An 18999-nucleotide genomic window follows, 5' to 3' on the forward strand; every position below is an offset into this window, starting at 1 on the left:
GGGCGCGACGCGATCAGACGGCCCCGGCCCCGGTCAGCGAACGCACCTCCGTCTCCGCGTACTTGGCCTCGTCCGCCACCTCGTCCGAGGTGACCGTGCCCAGCCAGCCGGCGAGGAAGCCGAGCGGGATGGAGACGATGCCCGGGTTCTCCAGCGGGAAGTACTGGAAGTCGACGTCCGGGAACAGCGAACCCGGACTGCCGGACACCACCGGGGAGAGCAGCACGAGCCCGATCGCCGGGAACAGCCCGCCGTACACCGCCCACACCGCGCCCCGCGTGGTGAAGCCCCGCCAGAACAGCGAGTAGAGCAGCGCCGGCAGGTTCGCGGACGCGGCCACCGCGAAGGCGAGGCCCACCAGGAAGGCGACGTTGAGGTCGCGGGCCAGCAGACCGAGTCCGATCGCCACGACACCGACGGCGACCGCCGCCCACCGGGCCACCGTCACCTCGCTGCGCGGGGCCCTGCCGTGCGGCCTGCGCAGCGAGGCGTACAGGTCGTGGGCGACCGAGGCCGAGGACGCGAGCGTGATGCCGGCGACCACGGCGAGGATGGTGGCGAAGGCGACGGCGGCCACGATCGCGAGCAGGACCGTCCCGCCGGTGGAACCCGCTCCACCGCCCAGGTCGAGGGCGAGGAGGGGCACCGCCGTGTTCCCCGCCGCGTTCGACCCGCGCACGGCCTGCGGCCCCACCACCGCCGCCGCTCCGAACCCGAGGACGATCGTCATCAGGTAGAAGCTGCCGATCAGGCCGATGGACCACACGACGGAGCGACGTGCTGCCCGCGCGGTCGGCACGGTGTAGAAGCGGGACAGGATGTGGGGCAGTCCGGCCGTGCCCAGCACCAGCGCGATACCCAGGCTGATGAAGTCGAGACGGGCGGTCCAGTCCCCGCCGTACTTCAGCCCCGGGGCCAGGAACGCCTTGCCGTGTCCGCTGCGCTGCGCGGCCGTGAGCAGCAACTGGTCGACGTCCCCGTGGAAGCGTACGAGCACGAGCACGGTCAACGTGACCGTCCCGCCGAGCAGCAGCACCGCCTTGACGATCTGGATCCAGGTGGTGGCCCGCATCCCTCCCAACGACACGTAGACGACCATGAGCGCACCCACGCCGATGACCGTCCAGGCCTGGGCCGCGGCGCTGGTCCGCCCCAGCAGCAGCGCCACCAGACTGCCGGCACCCACCATCTGTGCCACCAGGTAGAGAACGGACACCGTGACCGACGACGTGCCCGCGGCGATCCTGACCGGACGTTCACTCATCCGCGCGGCCACCACGTCGGCCAGGGTGAACCGCCCGCAGTTACGCACAAGTTCGGCCACGAGGAGCAGCACGACCAGCCAGGCCACGAGGAACCCCACCCCGTACAGCAGCCCGTCGTACCCGTACAGCGCGATCAGTCCGCTGATCCCGAGGAAGGAGGCCGCCGACATGTAGTCGCCGGCGATGGCGAACCCGTTCTCCATCGGGGAGAACAGCCGCCCGCCGACGTAGAACTCCTCCGCCGACCCGTGCCGCTTGCGGCTCACCCAGGTCGTGATGCCGAGGGTGACGGCCACGAAGCCGCTGAACAGCAGCAGTGCCAGAGTCTGGTGGCCACCGGTCACAGCGCACCCCTCCGCACTCCGCGCGTCAGCTCCTGGGTGTCCCAACGCAGCTCCAGCGCCGCCCGGTCCCGTCGCACCCGCGCGTGCCAGGAGTAGGCCCAGGTCAGCAGGAACGTGGTGAGGAACTGTCCGAGCCCTGCCAGCATGCCCACGTTCACCGCCCCCGCCACGGGCCGGCCCATGAGCCCGGGAGCGGTCGTCGCGGCGATCACGTACGCCACGTACCAGGCGAGGAAGGCGGTGACCCCCGGCACCACGAACCGTCGGTACCTGCCCCGCACCTCCCGGAACGCCTCACTGCGCTGGACCTCGACGTACACGTCCCGCGCACGCACCGCCGCCGCGTCCGGCTCCCGGCGAGCGGGCGGTACGGACGGCGCCGGCCCGCCGGTCCCGTCCGGTTCACCCCAGCCCGGGGCCGATGTGTCGAACCAGGGGTCCGCGTACGTCACGTCACGGGCGGGTGAGCCGTGGTCCTGCTGGTTCCCGGCCGGAGTGTCGGGACCGTCCCCGACTCCGTGGGGACGACCTTTACTTGACTGCATGCCCAAGCATGGACAGACCGGGAGCATCCGCGACTCTTCTTCCCCGGCTTCTTCACCCCATCAAGTGATTCCTCCGATGTGCGGGCGCACCAGTCCCTTGCCGTAGGCGTACCGCACGGCCTGCGCCCGGTCCTTGAGACCCGTCTTGGCGAACAGATTGTTGATGTGCGTCTTCACGGTCGCGGTCGACACATGGAGCCGACGGGCGATCTCCTGATTGCTGAGGCCCTCGGCGATCAGCACCAGGACCTCGCTCTCACGCGCGGTCAGCCCGTCCGGCGTCCCGGCCGGTACCGGCGCGGGCGCGGGCTCCGGCTGCGAGAGCCGCTCCAGCAGTCTTCGCTGGATACTCGGCGACAGTCCCGCGTCCCCCGACAGCACGCTGCGTACGGCTCGGACGATCTCCTCTCCGCCGGCGTCCTTGGTCAGGTACCCGCGGGCACCGGCCCGGAGGGCGGGGAACAAGGTCTCGTCGTCCGCGTACGTGGTGAGCACCACCACCTGGGTGCCGGGGTAGCGCGCTCGGATCCGCCGGGTGGCCTCGACGCCGTCGCAACGCGGCATCCTGAGGTCCATCAGGACGACGTCGGGGGCGAGCTCCCCGACGAGCCGCACCGCTTCCTCACCGTCCCCCGCGGCACCGACGACCTCGACACCGGGCAGCAGCCCGAGCAGCATCACGATGCCCTCCCGGACCACGGTCTGGTCATCGACGACCACCACCCGTGCCGACTCCCCCGGCTGCTCCGTCCCCGTCATACGGGCACCTTCAGCGTCACCGTGAATCCCTCCTCGTGCGGTCCCGCGTCCAGCGAACCGCCCAGCAGCTCGGCACGCTCACGCATGCCCAGCAGACCGTATCCACCTCCGGCCCCGCCGAGTTCGCCCGGCCGTCCGCCCGAGTCCCGCACGTGGAGCGCCACTTCGTGCTCCCGGTAGTCGAGCCGCACCCGGACCCTGGCGCCGTGGGCGTGCTTGCGGACGTTCGTCAGCGCCTCCTGCGCGACCCGCCGTACCGCCTGGGACGCCTCGGCCGGCAGCGGTCTGCGCTCGCCCGTGACGGTGACCTCGGCACCGTCGGCCGCGCTGACGAGTTCGCTGAGGAAGTCCTCCAGCGGGGTCAGCTCGCCCCGCAGCGCGCAGAGCGCCTGCCGGGTCTCGGACAGGCCGTCGCGGGCCATTCCCCGGGCGGCCACCACCCGCTCCAGGATCCGCTCGCGCTCAGCGCCGCTCTCGATCAGCAGCCGTGCCGCCTCCAGGTGCACGAGTTGGGCCGAGAGGCTGTGGGCCAGCACGTCGTGGATCTCCCGCGCGATACGGGCCCGCTCGGCCAGGGCCGCCGACTCGGCCTCGGCATCGCGTGCCGCCCGCTCCTGGGCGAGCAACCTCTGCGCGCTGCCTCTCGCTTCCGCGTCCAGCCGCAGCACGTATCCGGCCAGGGCCATGCCCGCCACGGTGGCGGCCGTGGTCAGCCAGACGTCGTCGTTGAACGCGGCGTACGAGGCGAGTGCCACGGAGGTCGCCGGGATGGCCGCGGCGAGCGGCAGCCGCTCCAGCGCCACGACTGCGCAGCCGCACCAGATGACGAGGGCGGGTACGCCGAACCCGTCGGCCTCCGCGGCGACCGCGATGCCCAGGAGCACGGCCATGAGCACGAGGGACGGCGCCAGCCGGTGCTCGTACGTGGTCGTGAAGAAGGCCCAGGAGAGGAGGGCGGCGAGAATGATCGCTCCCGCCGCCGCGCCTGCCTCCCAGACACCGACGTGCTTCTGGCTGAACGCGCCCCACAGGAGCATCGACAGCAGGAGCAGTCTGACAGCCCAGGTCAGGAGCCGACGGGGCACGGTGGTGCTCGCGCGGCCGAGTGCTTCGCGCGACGGCCAGCGGGTCCAGGCGTTGTCCGTCACACTCCCTCCTTCCACGCCGAACGCGTCCCGTCACCGTACGCCGGGGCCCAACGGCCGGCGGAGCGGACCGACCGGGCCCGCCACGAGAGGACCCCGGCGCGGACCAGCAGGGTGCCGGCCAGACCGAGCATCAGGGCGGAGCTGTCCTGGTGCACGCCGATCGCGGAGCCGAGGACGAACAGTCCCACGCGCAGAGCCACCCCGACGGCCCATACGGCGCCGCTCGCCTTCGTGCTCCTCGTCCAGACGACGCCGTCCGGAGCCGTCCAGACGCGAGTGGTCCAGCCCCAGCCGGCGCCGGTCGCCAGACCTATGAGCAGTTCCACCGCGAGCAGGGCGGCGGACTCCACACGGTGATGGGTGTCCAGGAGCCCGGGCTCACGCAGGGCGACAACGGCCAGGATCACGGGCAGCAGCCACCAGCGCCGGTCCGTGTCGATGGGCTGGGCACGGAACTGCCGCGCGATCACTATGCCGGCGACGGCCACGATCACCAGTGCGTTGACGAGCCCGGACATCGGGGCCTCCTTGACCGAGAAGGTGTGACGGGAGCGAGCGCTGCCGACGCCTTCGAAGTTACGGAAAGGAGCACGTCACGGGATCGGAGCCGGGGTGGACCGCGGGTGGAACCTCTCGGCGGCCCGCCTCCACCCACGGGTGGAGAAGGCGTCCGGGTCGACGGGATCGGGATCGACAGGACCGACGGGATCGACGGCTCAGGACGGACGGCCGGGACGGTGATCGAGGACGACTCGGGGCGACTGGCCCGGGACACTGAGCCAGGTGTCCGAAGTGGCCGGGCCGGGCTCAGGTGGCGAGGCGGTCGACTGCCACAGCCACGCACCGGAAGTGGGAGTGGCAGTGGTAGCCACCCCGCCGTCTGCTCCACCCGTCACTTCGAGACCGGCACCTGCCCGGCCGTCGCTCCGCGGGCAGACGGCCAGGGGGCGGCTCGGAGCTGAGGTCTGCGAAGGCGACCCCCGTCATGACATGCGGCGGCCCGGGCCCGCGGACTACCGCGGGCCCGGGCCCAGCGCAGCGGTCACGCGTCGATACGGGACCGGTCGAGCGTGGCGGCCGAACTGGAGATGAACTCCTTGCGCGGTGCCACGTCATTGCCCATCAGCAGGTCGAAGACCTGTTCGGCGGCCTCCAGGTCGGCCAGGTTGATGCGGCGCAGGGTCCGGTGACGCGGGTCCATCGTGGTCTCGGCCAGCTGGTCGGCGTCCATCTCGCCCAGACCCTTGTAGCGCTGGATGGTGTCCTTGTACCGGGTCCCCTTGCGCTGGAACTCCATGAGCGTGTCCCGCAGCTCGCGGTCGGAGTAGGTGTAGACGTACTTGTCCTGCCCCTTCTTCGGCTGGATCAGCTCGATGCGGTGCAGCGGCGGCACCGCGGCGAAGACCCGGCCCGCCTCGACCATGGGCCGCATGTAGCGCTGGAACAGCGTGAGCAACAGACAGCGGATGTGGGAACCGTCCACGTCGGCGTCGGTCATCATGATGATCTTGCCGTAGCGAGCCTGGTCGATGTCGAAGGTGCGGCCCGAGCCCGCTCCTATGACCTGGATGATCGCGCCGCACTCGGCGTTCTTGAGCATGTCGGTCACGGACGAGCGCTGCACGTTGAGGATCTTGCCTCGGATCGGCAGCAGCGCCTGGAACTCGGAGTTCCGCGCCAGCTTGGCCGTGCCGAGCGCGGAGTCGCCCTCCACGATGAACAGCTCGCTGCGGTCGACGGCGTCGCTGCGGCAGTCGGCGAGCTTGGCCGGCAGGGACGAGGACTCCAGGGCGGTCTTCCGACGCTGGGCGTCCTTGTGCTGGCGTGCCGCGACACGGGTGCGGGCGGCGGCCACCACCTTCTCCATGACCACCCGGGCCTGTGCGGCGGCGTCCCGCTTGGTGGAGGTCAGGAACGCCTTCAGTTCCTTGGAGATCACGTTGAAGACGATGCGGCGGGCCGCCGAGGTGCCCAGCACCTCCTTGGTCTGGCCCTCGAACTGCGGCTCGGCCAGCCGCACGGTGACGACCGCGGTCAGGCCCTCCAGCGCGTCGTCCTTGACGATGTCGTCCTCCGCCACGCGCAGCAGCTTCTTGGCGCGCAGCATCTCGTTCATCGTCTTGGCGATGGCCTGTTCGAAACCGGCCACATGGGTGCCGCCCTTGGGGGTGGCGATGATGTTGACGAAGGAGCGCAGGGTGGTGTCGTAGCCCGTGCCCCAGCGCAGCGCCACGTCGACACCGAGTTCGCGCGTGACCTCGGTGGGGGTCATCTGGCCGTGCTCGTCCAGGACCGGGACCGTCTCCTTGAAGCTGCCCTGACCCGAGAAGCGGAGGATGTCGCAGACCGGCTTGTCACGCGCGAGGTATTCGCAGAACTCGCTGATGCCGCCATCGAAGCGGAAGGACTCCTCACCCTTGCTGCCGCCCTCGCCCAGGCCGAACTCGTCGCGGACGACGATGGTCAGGCCGGGGACCAGGAACGCGGTCTGCCGGGCGCGCTGGTGGAGGTTCTCCAGGGAGAGCTTCGCGTCCTTCAGGAAGATCTGCCGGTCGGCCCAGTAACGCACGCGCGTGCCGCTGCGGGTCTTGGGGATCTTCTTCGTCTTGCGCAGGCCGCTCTTGGCCTCGAACTTCGCCTCGGCGCCGGCGGAGGCGAAGGCACCGGGCACACCGCGCCGGAAGCTGATGCCATGGGTGTGCCCGCCGCGGTCGACCTCCACGTCGAGCCGGGCGGAGAGGGCGTTGACCACGGAGGCGCCGACGCCGTGGAGGCCACCGGAGGCGGCGTAGGAGCCGCCGCCGAACTTGCCGCCCGCGTGGAGCTTGGTCATGACGACCTCGACGCCGGACAGGCCGGTCTTCGGCTCCACGTCCACGGGGATGCCGCGGCCGTTGTCCCGCACCTCCACCGAGCCGTCGTCGTGGAGGATCACCTCGATGTGGTCGCAGTAGCCACCCAGGGCCTCGTCCACGGAGTTGTCGATGATCTCCCAGAGGCAGTGCATCAGGCCGCGGCTGTCGGTCGAGCCGATGTACATGCCCGGTCGTTTGCGCACGGCTTCGAGGCCCTCGAGGACGAGCAGGTGCCGCGCGGTGTAGTTGGAACCGTCCCGGTCTGCTCCTGCCAGCAGCGCTGTGGACGGCACGGACGTATCGGCGGTCACGCGGTTCGCTCCTCGCTGAATTTCAGATGGCCCCCTTTTGGGTAAGGGGGCGGCTTCGGTCGCCGCTCAGAGGGTACCGAGGCCTGGTAGAGCCGGTGTAACGCCACCCTCGTCGGGAACTCAGACTAGACCAGACTCGTATGAGTGTTCGATCCCTCGATGGAGTGAAGTACACATCACGTTCCCTTGGAGGCATGAACCATTTAGGCTCCGGGCACGTCCTCATGAACAACCGGCAACCCGGCCGGGAGGACCGAGACCGCAAGACAGCGCGAACCCGTACGCACCCAGAGACGCACTACGGCACATTCGCCGCCAACCGGCAGCAGACAGCCGCCCCGGAAAACTTTTTTCGAGGAAAAGCCACGAGCGGGAACGTTTTGGGGCTGGTTGGATGTTGACCCTGGTACGACAGCTCGTCGAGCTAGAGAAGAGGCGACGTGACTACTGTTCTGACCCCCGCGAGCCCGCTGACGGCCGCCGATCGCTGCGACCGCTGCGGCGCCCAGGCATACCTGCGCGTCGTCCTGCTGAGCGGCGGAGAACTGCTCTTCTGCGCCCACCACGGTCGCAAGTTCGAGCCGGAACTCAAGAAGATCGCCGCTGAGATACAGGACGAGACGGAGCGGCTGACGTCCGTCCCGGACAACGGTTCCGAAGAAGAGCGCTGAATCTCGCACACACGACGAGCCAGCCCCGGCACAGGCCGGTGAACGGGCGGCCGCTCCTCATGAGGAGCGGCCGCCCGTGCTCATGCTTCCCCGCCGACGCTCACGAGGGCCGGTAGGGGCCTTCCGCGGCCGCTGTGGCGTGCTGGAGCGCCCGCACGACCTCCGAGACCCGCGTGTAGACACCGGGCCTCCCTGGCCGCCCACAGCCGCTTCCCCACGACACCAGGCCGATCAGCCGCCCTGCGGCCACCAGCGGCCCGCCGCTGTCCCCCTGGCAGCCGTCCGGACCACCCGCGATCTCGCCGGCGCACAGCATGCCGGCGGCCCGGTAGGTGCCCTCGGGGCCACCCGGGTAGGCCCGCGCGCACGAGTCGTCGGGGAGTACGTGCACGCGTGCGGCGCGCAGCCGGCGCGGGTAGTCCCCACCTCCGGTCCTGTCGCCCCAGCCGGACACGAAGGCCTCGGTGCCCGGCGTGTAGGCCGGGTCGCCGGGACCGGCCATGGCGATGACCGCGCTCTGCGGCAGCTCCTCGGTGAGGGTGACCAGAGCGAAGTCGCCGGAGTTGGTGGTGGCCTCGTACGCGGGATTGACCTGGACGTCCCGTACGGCGATCTCCTCGCCCTCGTCCGACAGCAGGTCCGTGCGGCCCGCGATGACCCGGAGGTCGCGCACCCGGTCCGGCGGCGCCCCGAGGGCCTCCTCGCCCATGCAGTGGGCCGCGGTGAGCACGACGGTCCGGGCCACGGCCACACCGCCGCAGAACTGCCCCGCCCGCGTACCTCCGAACCGGTCACGGCTGGCCAGGGCCACCGTCCACGGAGCCTGGGAGACGTCTATCGGGAAGCCTCCGACCACCACGCCGCCGGCCACCGCAGGGACGGCGCTCACCAGGGGTATGCCGGTCATGGCGGCCGCCACGGCGAGCGGCCGGATCAGTGCCCGGGCAAGGGAACGGCGCATACAGGCTCCTCACTCTGGGATACTGCTGGGACACCCAGAGTCAGCCATCTGCCCGCGGCGCGCAGCACGAAGGCCCGGCCTCCGCGAGGAGCGCCGGGCCTTCGCCGTCGTACGACCGGGACCTAGTCGAGGTAGTCGCGCAGCACCTGGGAACGGGACGGGTGGCGCAGCTTCGACATGGTCTTGGACTCGATCTGGCGGATGCGCTCACGCGTCACGCCGTACACCTTGCCGATCTCGTCGAGGGTCTTGGGCTGACCGTCGGTGAGACCGAAACGCATGGAGACGACGCCGGCCTCGCGCTCGGACAGGGTGTCGAGGACGGAGTGCAGCTGCTCCTGGAGGAGCGTGAAGCTGACCGCGTCGGCCGGGACGACGGCCTCGGAGTCCTCGATGAGGTCACCGAACTCGCTGTCGCCGTCCTCGCCGAGCGGGGTGTGCAGCGAGATGGGCTCGCGGCCGTACTTCTGGACCTCGATGACCTTCTCGGGGGTCATGTCGAGTTCCTTGGCCAGCTCCTCCGGGGTGGGCTCGCGGCCCAGGTCCTGGAGCATCTGGCGCTGCACGCGCGCGAGCTTGTTGATGACCTCGACCATGTGCACCGGGATACGGATGGTGCGGGCCTGGTCGGCCATGGCGCGGGTGATCGCCTGACGGATCCACCAGGTGGCGTACGTGGAGAACTTGTAGCCCTTGGTGTAGTCGAACTTCTCGACGGCGCGGATCAGACCGAGGTTGCCCTCCTGGATCAGGTCCAGGAAGAGCATGCCGCGGCCGGTGTAGCGCTTGGCGAGGGAGACCACCAGACGGAGGTTGGCCTCCAGCAGGTGGTTCTTGGCTCGGCGGCCGTCCTCGGCGATGATCTCCAGCTCGCGCTTGAGCTTGGGGGCGAGCTTGTCGGCGTTGGCCAGCTTGTCCTCGGCGAACAGGCCCGCTTCGATGCGCTTGGCCAGCTCGACCTCCTGCTCGGCGTTGAGCAGGGGCACCTTGCCGATCTGCTTCAGGTAGTCCTTGACGGGGTCGGCCGTGGCGCCGGCCGCGGCGACCTGCTGCGCGGGCGCGTCGTCCTCGTCCTCGTCGGACAGGACGAAGCCGGCGCTCTCGGTGCCCTCGGGCTCGTCGGCGACCTTGGTGTCCTCGAGAACCTCTTCCTCGAGGATCTCGACGTCGTCCTTCTTGGCCGTCGTCTTCTTCGCGGCCGTCTTCTTCGCGACGGCCTTCTTGGCGACCGTCTTCTTCGCGGCCACCTTCTTGGCGGCGGCCTTCTTGGCGGGTGCGGCTTCCTCGGGGGAGTCGGCCTCCGCCGGAGCGGCGGGCACCGCGGGGGCCGGCGCGCTGGCGGTGGCCTTCCTCGTGGTCACCGCCTTCGCCGCGACCGTCTTGGTGGCGGTGCGCTTGGCCGGACTCTTCGCTGCGACGCTCTTGCGGGTGCGCTTGGGCTCTGCGGCACTGACCATCAGCGTCACACCCTCTTCCTCAAGGATCTGGTTGAGGCTGCGCAGTACGTTCTTCCACTGAGTGGCCGGAATCTGGTCAGCTTCGAAGGCCCGACGCACATCGTCGCCGGCGATCTGCCCCTCAGCCTTTCCCCGCTCAATGAGCGCCATGACAGAGACGGACTCGGCGATCTCCGGCGGGAGCGTACGGGATGTGCTGGCCGACACGAACAACCTCTCGGAACGTTGGAAAACGGCTTCCGGCGCCGTCCACTACGGACAGCAGCCGACCACCGGCCTGGGGATCGGCCGACGGCGCGGGCGGGGGCCGGGAAGATGCACAGCGCCTGCTCTGGCGTCCGTATTCCCTCCGCGGCTGTCACCTCTTAGGTCATCGCGCTGTCTCCGCGAGCGTTACGCCCAATCTGCGTGGCCCGAGTCACACCCCGTAAGCAGTCAAAAACGGTCAGACGTGTTCACAAGTGATAGTGGGTGATGTAACGCAAGCACGCACACCCGTGCCGCCACGGTTCGCGCCCCGCGGGTGGCGCCCCCCGGGCCCGGCCGCTCCCCCGGGCCCGCCGGGTGCCTGGGGGCCCGGAGAGTCCGGCGGCGGCCGGCACCCGGGCGCGGCGCCGTCGCGAGCGCCCCCGGCAGGCCGCGCACCGGAGACCGCACCACGCCCGTCGCGGGGTCAGTGCTCGCGCGGGGCGGGAACCACGCGCTCCACCTCCGGGTGGATGATGAGCAACTGACGCATGGCCGACTCGGCCGCCGTGCCGTCCCCGGTGCCGAGGGCGTCGACGATCCGCGCGTGCTGCGCGAGCGACGCCTCGTTCGGTCGGTCACAGGCGGTGACCGGGCCACCGGACACCTGGAGGGCCGCCGAGACGATGCCGGAGAGGTGCTCCAGCATGCGGTTGCCCGCGATCTGGATGAGCATCCCGTGGAACTCGGTGTCGGCGCGGGCGTACGTGAGCGCGTCGCCCTGAGCCATGGCATGGCTCATGATCTCGACCATGTCGCACAGGCGCTGCTGCACCTCCTCGCGGCCGTGCCCGGCGGCGAGGCGGGCGGCGAGCGGCTCGATCGTCCAGCGCAGCTCGTTCAGCTCCCGGCGCTGGTCGTCGCGCTGCGGCCCGAAGGCACGCCACTCGATGATGTCCGGGTCGAGGAGGTTCCAGTCGCTGACGGGACGTACGCGCGTGCCGACGTTCGGGCGGGCGCTGACCAGGCCCTTGGCCTCGAGAACGCGGAGGGACTCGCGGACGACGGTGCGGGAGACCTCGAACCGCTGCCCGATCTCCTCGGGTACCAGCGGTCGGTCCGCGCCCAGGTCGCCGGAGACGATCATCTGGCCCAGCTGCTGGACCAGCTGGCCGTGCAGCCCGCGTCCGCGGCTGCCCCCGGCCCGCCGGCCGACACGGCCCAGCTCGGGATCCCCGCCGTCCCAGGTGGGCACGCCGACACGGTCGCCCATCGGGGCGTCGGCGTAGGGGTAGCGGTCGAATCCGCCCGGGCCGGCCAGACCGGAGTCTGTGGAGCGGGCGGCGGTCATCATGGTGTGCGCAAGGGTACTCACGAGTCCTTTGTCGGCGCTCCCTTCAACTCCCTTGAGGTCTTTGGTGAAAAGCACACGAAAGGGTGATCGCTCACCCCGTCGCAATTGACGCCTTATCGGAAAGAAATGGGCTTTCTGCGGGGAGTTGTGGGCACAGTGGGTCCAGAAGCATACGAGCGGCCGTCACCGGAACCTGGTCCGCAGCGTGGTGAACACGTACGCGCACAGCAGCGCCGTGAGGGACAACGCCATTGCGCCACCCACGGGTTGGGCGACGACACGCGCGGCCGCGAGCAGGTACCGCTCCCCGCCGAAGGGCCACTGCAACAGGAAGACCTGCCGCATCCGCAGCGGGAAGCCCTCCGCCATCCCGACCACGGGGTTCCGCAGCACCGCGTGCACGGCGGGCACGACGAGAACCGGTACGGCGAGTACGGCCGCCAGGCCGGCCGACGCCGACCGGAACACACCGGCCGCGAGCACACCCGCCCACGCGCAGGCGGTGACCAGACCGAACCAACTCGCGGTCAGCGAAAGCCAGTCCGCGGGAACTCTCGTCAGTTCCCGTCCGTAGACGAGGTAGAGCACCTCGGCGTCGCACCCCATGGTGAGGAAGGCGAGCAGCGCCGCGGTGGCGCCGGAGACGAGCAGTTTCGCGGTCAGCAGGCCCAGCCGCCGGGGCACGGTGCCGCGGTCCGCGGCCAGGACGGGGTGGCGGAACTCGTCCCCGAAGGCCAGCGCGCCGAGCAGTCCGGCCGCGAGCGCCGCGGGTGGCAGCGGCAGCTGCCGCGGCCATGCGGCGAACAGTCGTGCCTGCGGGGTGTGACCGAGCCGCGCCAGGAGTACGGCGGTGAGGGCGGAGACCACGAGTGCGACACCGCAGGTGAGGAAACCGGTGCCGATTCCGGTGGCGCGCCGGACCTCGTAGCGGAGCGGGCGCAGGGGGCTCGGGGCGGGGCGGACGGAGATGGGGGGCGGAAGCGGGGACAGGGCGGTGAGCGCGAGGGCTGCGTCGGGACGGGCGGTAGCACCGCTCTGGGGTTGCCGGGCCCCGGGCAGCCGGGTGCGGGCGCCGGTGGCACCGTCCGAGGTCGCGCCCGTGGTGGCGGGCTGGGGTTCGGAGGCCGTCGCCACCCCGCCGGCACCTGGCTCGGTCTCGGCGACCTGATCGGCGGATCGGCCCCCGGCGGTTCGGACGCGAACCTCGCCGGCCACCTTCTCGTCATCGGGAGCGGCGACATCGGGGGACGCGTCGTCGGACGGTGAGGACACGGTGGCCGCTGACACGCTGGGCACCGTCGCGCCCGGACGCGACTCCGGAGGTTCCGGCACGGGTCGGCGGCCCAGCGCCTCGCCGGTCACGGACGGCTCCGCGACGGTGTCGTGCGCCCGCTCCGGCACTGCGGAACCAGGTGACCTGCGTGCCTCGTCGGAGCTGCGGAGGCCGGCCACGGCCCGCTCGGTTCCGGACGTCGACGTGTCGTCCGCGGTGTACTCCCACCGACCTGACAACTGGCCGGAGGGTGCCGCTTCCCGGTCGCCCGACGGGAGCGCCGGCGCCAGGGAGGGCTGCGCCGACGCGGACCGGCCGGGACGGGACTCGGCCGTTCCCGGCTCGATGACCGCGGTGCGCGAGCCAGGACAGGACTCGGCCGTTCCCGGCTCGATCACCGCGGTGCGCGGCTCCGCCGCCGGCTCCGTGGAGCACGGTTCGGTGGCCGAAGTGTCGGAGAGGATCGTGTCCGGCCGCGCGGCGGACGCCGGCCCGGTGGACGACCCGTCCCCCATGGAACTCGGGTCTTCCTGCGAAGCGACGGAGCCGACCAGGGCGGCACGCCGTGCCGGAGATCCGGGCTCCCCCACCCTTCGTTCTACTGGGGGGTGCTCCCCTTCGCCATGGCCCCACTCCGGTCGAGACGCGCCATGCTCCGCCAGCGTTGTCCGTGCGGCCTGCCCGGACATGTCGGACGGCGCGTCGTCGTGACTCCCGGCACCCGCGCCGGGCCCCATGTCGCCTACCTCGTCCGCGAGTTGGTGTACGAGGATGCCGTTACGGAACGCGATCTCACCGACGTCGGCGGTCGTACTGCCGTACACCGAGATGCGGTTGCCGTCCTCGCGTACGACTTCTACGGAGCGGCGCGTGGTACGCGCCTCTTTGGAGAGGAGCGCCGCCAGGCGTGCGGCGTGGGGGCTGCGGACGGCTACACGCGGGCGCAGCCGGGTGCGGGCGAACTCCCTCGCCTCCTGGTCGGCGACGAGTCTGCCGCCCTCCAGGGTGACGACCCGGTCGGCGGTGCGCGCGGCCTCTTTCGGTTCGGCCGTGGTGAAGAGCACCGTGCCGCCCTGGGCGGCGTGGGCCCGCAGCATGCCATGCAGCCACTCGGCCTCGCGGCTGGAGAGGCCGTCGGTCGGCTCGTCCAGTACGAGCGTGTGCGGGTCCGGCAGCAGGGCGCAGGCCAGGCCGAGCCGTCGGTCCATGCCCCGGGACAGTGTGCCGAGGCGCTCCTCGCGGAGGCTGACGAGGCCGACCACTTCGAGGACCTCGTCCGCGCGCCGCGCCGGAACTCCCGCCGCCGCGCACAGCATGCGCAGATGCCCGCGCACCGAGCGGGCCGGATGACCCGGCACGTCTCCCAGAAGTACGCCTACCTCCCGCGACGGATGCGCGATCCGGTGCAGGGGGCGTCCCCTGAAGTAGGTGATGCCGCGCCCGTGTTGGAGTTCGAGCATGAGTTTCAGCGCCGTGGTCTTGCCCGCACCGGCGCCGCCGAGGAGCGCGGTGACATGCCCGGCGCGCGCCTCGAAGGAAAGGTCGTCGAGGGCGGGCGGGAGCGCCTTGCGGGAGTCGCTGGTCAGTCCGAAGGCCTGGATCACCTACAGCAAGATAGCGCGAGATGTCCGTTTTTTGGGTATAAGGCGCTGTGCGGCAAGCTGTCGTGTGGCCTGACCCCCGAATGCCCGCCGTTCGACGCAGCCACGTCGCTGCCAGGGCGGCGGCCGCGCCGGTCGCCCGACGGCCCGCCGCCCCCGCCGCTCACACTTCCGGGCGCAGCATGGGCGGGTTGAGCAGGGTGGCGCCCCCGGCCCGGAAGAGCTGGGCGGGCCGGCCGCCCTGGCGGGTGGTGGTGCCTCCCGTGGGGACGAGGAAGCCGGGGGTGCCGGTGACCTTGCGGTGGAAGTTGCGCGGATCGAGCGCCACGCCCCATACCGCCTCGTACACCCGGCGCAGCTCCCCCACGGTGAACTCGGGCGGGCAGAAGGCGGTGGCCAGTGACGAGTATTCGATCTTGGACCGGGCCCGTTCCACGCCGTCGGCGAGGATCTGTGCGTGATCGAAGGCGAGTGGCGCCACGGACTCGCCCTCGCGGCCGTAGCCCCCTTGCTGGAGGAGTTCCTCGACGGGCGCCCAGCGCGCGTTGCTCGCGTCGCCTCCGGCGCGCGGTGCGGGCAGGTCGGGCGCCAGCGCCAGATGCGCCACGCTGACCACGCGCATGCGCGGGTCCCGCTTCGGATCGCCGTAGGTGGCGAGCTGCTCGAGATGGGCGCCGTGGTCCTGGACCGGGACCGCGGGGTCATGGGCACGCAGCCCGGTCTCCTCGGCCAGTTCACGCGCCGCCGCCTGGGAGAGGTCCTCGTCGGCCCGTACGAAGCCCCCCGGCAGTGCCCAGCGCCCCTGGAAGGGCGACTCGCCCCTGCGTACCGCCAGCGCGCACAGGGCGTGGCGGCGCACGGTCAGCACGACCAGATCCACGGTGACGGCGAAAGGCGGAAAGGCTGACGGGTCGTAGGGCATGCCGCGATCATAGTCGTCTTCCTGACGATAAACACTCCCTTCGTCAACCGCACCGGCGATGGTTCCGCAGTCCTCCGGTGCGGTACCGGGTCGCTCCCGGACGGGCGGCCGGCCGCGTCACCGCTGGTGCGCCCCGGCTCCCGGGGGGGTCAGGACCGCAATTGAAGTCCCTCCGCCGCCTCCTCCACCATGGCGAGTCCCAGCCGGCTGATCCGCACGGCGAAGGGTGCGCCCGCCACGCGCAGCCCGGCGAGACCGAGTTCACCGAGCGGCGCGCTGGGGACCGGACGCAGAGTGACCGTCCCGGCCGGCACGTCGGGGCGGATACCCGCCAGAGCGGTGAGGACATGGATCACGGCGGCCGCCGCGGTGGCCGCCGGCCGGCAGGCCGCGGGATGCGGGAGGGGTGCGCTGCCGGCAGACCGCTGTTCACCGGCGAACATCTCGGGCAGCCGGTGGCCGAAGTGTTCCGCCGCTCCCAGCAGTCCTCTCAGCAGGCCGCTCGCTTCCTTCTCGTAGCCGGCCGCGGCCAGGCCCGCGACGGCGAGTGCCGTCTCCTGGACCCGCACGGCTCCGGCCCGGTGGCCGAACGGGTTGTGTCCCGCCTCGCTGACGCCGAGCCCCCGCAGCCCCCAGCCGGCGTCCATCGCGGGGGTGCTGAGCAACCGGGCGAGGTGACCGGTGCGCGCCTTGTCCAACAGGCCCGGAGCCAGCCGGCCGGCACCGAGCAGGCCGGTGTCGAGAAGGTGGACCGTGGTGGCGGCCAGGTGGGGAACGCGCCGCCCGTCGGGCATGAGGGCCGCGGCGGGGCGCCCGCCGCCACGGTCCTCGATCCAGAAGTCGGCCGGGAAGGCAGCGCTCAGCCGCTGGGCCCACTGGCGCAACTCCGTGGCGCCAGGTCTGTCGAAGGCGTCGAGGAGGTCGGCGCCGAGCAGCGCCGCGCGGTGCGCGTGGGCCTGGGTCTCGCAACGGACCGGGCCTCCCGGATACGGGTCGGGGAGGTAGGTACCGCCGCCGGTGCTGGTCCGCAGCCAGGTCAGACAGCGTTCCGCCGCGGGCAGCAGCTCCCTCGCCTCCTCCTCGGCAAGCCCCCAGCGGCGGGCCTCCGCGAGCAGGACGGGGAAGAGCAGGGTGGCCTCCGTTCCCGTGCAGCTCGGCGGAAGGTGCGCACCGGCGTCCCGTCGTGGGCCGGGGATCATGCCGGCCCGGAATGCCGGGCCGGTGAGCTGGGTGCGGGCCAGTGCGCGCAGTGTGCCCGCGGCGAGCCGAGTACCCAGGGGCAGGGCCATGCGGGCGGCGGCGAGCGCCTCGGCCGGGGCCATCCCGCAGCGCCAGGGAGCGCCCGCCGCGAGATAGGTGTCGCAGGGGTGTGCCGGATCACGTAGCAGCAGGGCGTGGAGGTCGGCGACCGCCGTGGCCAGCAGGGGGGCCACCCGGGGATCGTCGCCCGACGCCCGCGCGGCGGCGAGGGGGGCGGTCGCCGAGTGGCCCGCCGCCCGCAACGGCCCCGAGCCCTCGGGACGCACCCTCAGCTCCACGGCCGCCGCCCCACCCGACGGTAGTTCCACCTCCCAGCGCAGCAGTCCGGCCGAGGCCAGGACGTCCGAGGGGGGCGGATCGGCCGTGACGCAGGCGGTGGCGTCGGCCGTGGACCAGCGCAGGCCGGAGCCGTGCACGCCCGCTGTCAGTTCGGGGCCGGCGGCGCCGGAGGCGATGGCGACGAGTTCGGCCAGATCGGTGCCGAGGGCCACCTCGACGGGCAGCCGCAGTGGACGCGGGCCGGCATTGCGGAGTGTGATCCGTTCGGTCCCGTCGGCGTGACGTGTCCGTTCGACCACGACGTCCGGGTCGGGGCCGGCCACCGGGGAGACGCGCAGGGTGCCCACGAAGCGGGCGCTGTCGGCCCCGATCATCCTGGCCTGCACCGGCAGCGGTTCACGTCCCGCGACGCGGAGCCGGCACCGCGACAGCAGACGTCTGCCACCTCGGTAGAAACCGTCCAGCCCTCGGCCGGCCAGTTGGCCCCGCTCGCCGGAGATGGCGAGGCCGGGGAGGGCCACGCAGATGAGCGCGTCGTGCGTCGGCGGCAGTTCGGGCACCGGACGGTTGCCCGCGGCCGTGGCCGCGGTGAGCACCGTCACGGGACGTCGGGCCTCACCCGGGACGGGCGACGGCCGGTTGCGGAGGAGGGGCGGGGAGCCGACTGAAGGGGCTCGGGCCGCCGGCGACGAATGGTGCGGGGGCTCCGGTACGGCGGGGTCATCGCCCCGTGTGGGGACCGGGCCGCACGGGCCCCCGGGTGGACCTTCACCGGCGGCGGAGGGCGGAGATGGCGGCGACGGCTGCTGGTGCATGCGGTGGCTTCTTCTGCGCTCGGTGGGCCTCGGACACGATGGGTGGCCGGAGGGCCGGCCCGGCGGACAGGGATGTGGTGGCAGGACCCGTACAGGCATTCCGCCACTCAGGTGAACGGACGGAAGCTCCCGCGGGTCACGGCCCGGCCCGGAGAAGCCGACCGAATGGGGGCGTGGGCGGACGCCCGGGGCGTCCGTATCCGCGCCCCTGGACCGGTCGTACCGACGGGGGCCGGAGAGGGGCGAAAGCAGAGTCGGGGCATCCTGCGACGCCCGGCCTGGTAGGCCCAGCAGGCCCAACAGGTGGGTGAGGCCGGTCATGAAGGCGAGCACGAGCAGGCCTGGGAGCTTCGCACCGCGATGAGAGGGCCACGCCAACGACGTCGAACACCTGCGGCGGGGATGCTCCGAGCCGTCTCGGTGCCGGTGGCACGGCGTGGACAATGCCGGGCTCCGCTCCGGCCGCTCGATCACGGCCGGACGGCGGTCGAACAGCATGGACGTCACCGACCGGCGGACGGACCGCCTGGACACGGCCGGACGGCGCTCGTGGGGTGTGGGCGCCACCGGAGACCTACCCTGCTCCGCGGACACGGTCCCACCTCGGAGGAACGGTGTTGACGCGACCGGACGCCCACAGCGTCGTGCGAGCGCGTCAAGACGCCCGCCGCTTCGTAAGCGAGTCCGAATACCAGGGGGCTGTGCGGACACCGCCGGGCGCCCGCAGGCCTGGGCGAACGGGGTCGGCGGCCGGGTGCCCCGGTCACACATGAGCGAAGGCCAGGAAGCCCGCCCAGGCCCGATCAGTCCCCCGCCGCCCCGCCCGCGCTCTCCCCGGAGCCGGACGACGCCTGCGGGTTCGACCGGACGCCCCTGACACCACCCGCCACATCCGCCGGACACCGTCGTTCCTCCGGCGCGGGGCGGCGACGACATCCCGAACCGGTTCCGTACGGCGCCCTCGCTGCCGAGGGCCGGCGGAGTGCCGTCCTT

Annotated in this window: 13 protein-coding genes; 1 reads left to right on the top strand and 12 read right to left on the bottom strand. The window is 71.9% G+C overall.

Annotation, left to right across the window (positions count from 1 at the left end):
- Nucleotides 1-13: 13 nt before the first annotated feature.
- The 6 genes from ACIQVT_RS22435 to ACIQVT_RS22460 form a co-directional block, all read right to left on the bottom strand.
- Complete coding sequence (locus ACIQVT_RS22435) at nucleotides 14-1609, bottom strand: cation acetate symporter (RefSeq protein ID WP_403756543.1); 1596 nt, start codon at nucleotides 1607-1609, stop codon at nucleotides 14-16.
- Nucleotides 1606-2154, bottom strand: a complete 549-nt coding sequence (locus ACIQVT_RS22440) for a DUF485 domain-containing protein (RefSeq protein ID WP_403756546.1) — start codon at nucleotides 2152-2154, stop codon at nucleotides 1606-1608. Before ACIQVT_RS22440 ends, ACIQVT_RS22435 begins: the two co-directional genes overlap by 4 nt.
- 60 nt (nucleotides 2155-2214) lie before the next feature.
- Complete coding sequence (locus ACIQVT_RS22445) at nucleotides 2215-2913, bottom strand: response regulator (protein ID WP_403756549.1); 699 nt, start codon at nucleotides 2911-2913, stop codon at nucleotides 2215-2217.
- On the bottom strand, nucleotides 2910-4061 hold the full coding sequence (locus tag ACIQVT_RS22450; RefSeq protein ID WP_403756552.1) for a sensor histidine kinase: 1152 nt from the start codon (nucleotides 4059-4061) through the stop codon (nucleotides 2910-2912). Before ACIQVT_RS22450 ends, ACIQVT_RS22445 begins: the two co-directional genes overlap by 4 nt.
- The gene (locus ACIQVT_RS22455; RefSeq protein WP_403756555.1) at nucleotides 4058-4579 is read right to left on the bottom strand and encodes a DUF1453 domain-containing protein; all 522 of its coding nucleotides are present in this window, start codon (nucleotides 4577-4579) and stop codon (nucleotides 4058-4060) included. Before ACIQVT_RS22455 ends, ACIQVT_RS22450 begins: the two co-directional genes overlap by 4 nt.
- A gap of 524 nt (nucleotides 4580-5103) precedes the next feature.
- Complete coding sequence (locus ACIQVT_RS22460) at nucleotides 5104-7227, bottom strand: type IIA DNA topoisomerase subunit B (RefSeq protein ID WP_403756558.1); 2124 nt, start codon at nucleotides 7225-7227, stop codon at nucleotides 5104-5106.
- Between the two features lie 440 nt (nucleotides 7228-7667).
- On the opposite strand from ACIQVT_RS22460, the gene ACIQVT_RS22465 reads away from it, so the two are divergent.
- The gene (locus ACIQVT_RS22465; protein ID WP_403756564.1) at nucleotides 7668-7898 is read left to right on the top strand and encodes a hypothetical protein; all 231 of its coding nucleotides are present in this window, start codon (nucleotides 7668-7670) and stop codon (nucleotides 7896-7898) included.
- A gap of 100 nt (nucleotides 7899-7998) precedes the next feature.
- On the opposite strand, the gene ACIQVT_RS22470 is transcribed toward ACIQVT_RS22465, so the two are convergent.
- The 6 genes from ACIQVT_RS22470 to ACIQVT_RS22495 all read right to left on the bottom strand — a co-directional run bounded on the left by ACIQVT_RS22470 (nucleotide 7999) and on the right by ACIQVT_RS22495 (nucleotide 17751).
- The gene (locus tag ACIQVT_RS22470; protein WP_403756567.1) at nucleotides 7999-8859 is read right to left on the bottom strand and encodes a serine protease; all 861 of its coding nucleotides are present in this window, start codon (nucleotides 8857-8859) and stop codon (nucleotides 7999-8001) included.
- A 122-nt stretch (nucleotides 8860-8981) separates the two neighbouring features.
- A complete protein-coding gene (locus tag ACIQVT_RS22475) occupies nucleotides 8982-10523 on the bottom strand; it encodes an RNA polymerase sigma factor (RefSeq protein ID WP_403756570.1) in 1542 nt (513 codons plus the stop codon).
- Between the two features lie 466 nt (nucleotides 10524-10989).
- On the bottom strand, nucleotides 10990-11877 hold the full coding sequence (locus ACIQVT_RS22480) for a FadR/GntR family transcriptional regulator (protein WP_403756573.1): 888 nt from the start codon (nucleotides 11875-11877) through the stop codon (nucleotides 10990-10992).
- Nucleotides 11878-12039: 162 nt separating this feature from the next.
- Nucleotides 12040-14733: an ATP-binding cassette domain-containing protein gene (locus ACIQVT_RS22485; protein WP_403756576.1), complete on the bottom strand. Its 2694-nt coding sequence runs from the start codon at nucleotides 14731-14733 to the stop codon at nucleotides 12040-12042.
- A gap of 160 nt (nucleotides 14734-14893) precedes the next feature.
- Entirely contained in the window at nucleotides 14894-15652 is a 759-nt protein-coding gene (locus ACIQVT_RS22490) for an NUDIX domain-containing protein (RefSeq protein WP_403756584.1), read from the bottom strand.
- A 149-nt stretch (nucleotides 15653-15801) separates the two neighbouring features.
- Nucleotides 15802-17751, bottom strand: a complete 1950-nt coding sequence (locus tag ACIQVT_RS22495) for a glycogen debranching N-terminal domain-containing protein (protein WP_403756823.1) — start codon at nucleotides 17749-17751, stop codon at nucleotides 15802-15804.
- Nucleotides 17752-18999 lie beyond the last annotated feature (1248 nt).

Origin of the sequence: Streptomyces sp. NPDC100445 (assembly GCF_044759735.1) — a bacterium.
In the GTDB taxonomy this organism is placed as follows: Bacteria; Actinomycetota; Actinomycetes; order Streptomycetales; family Streptomycetaceae; genus Streptomyces.

Excerpts from the sequence above, each read along its gene's own strand:
- ACIQVT_RS22440 (WP_403756546.1), bottom strand. The coding sequence starts at position 2,154 with ATGCAGTCAAGTAAAGGTCGTCCCCACGGAGTCGGGGACGGTCCCGAC.
- ACIQVT_RS22445 (WP_403756549.1), bottom strand. The coding sequence starts at position 2,913 with ATGACGGGGACGGAGCAGCCGGGGGAGTCGGCACGGGTGGTGGTCGTC.
- ACIQVT_RS22455 (WP_403756555.1), bottom strand. The coding sequence starts at position 4,579 with ATGTCCGGGCTCGTCAACGCACTGGTGATCGTGGCCGTCGCCGGCATA.
- ACIQVT_RS22470 (WP_403756567.1), bottom strand. The coding sequence starts at position 8,859 with ATGCGCCGTTCCCTTGCCCGGGCACTGATCCGGCCGCTCGCCGTGGCG.
- ACIQVT_RS22490 (WP_403756584.1), bottom strand. The coding sequence starts at position 15,652 with ATGCCCTACGACCCGTCAGCCTTTCCGCCTTTCGCCGTCACCGTGGAT.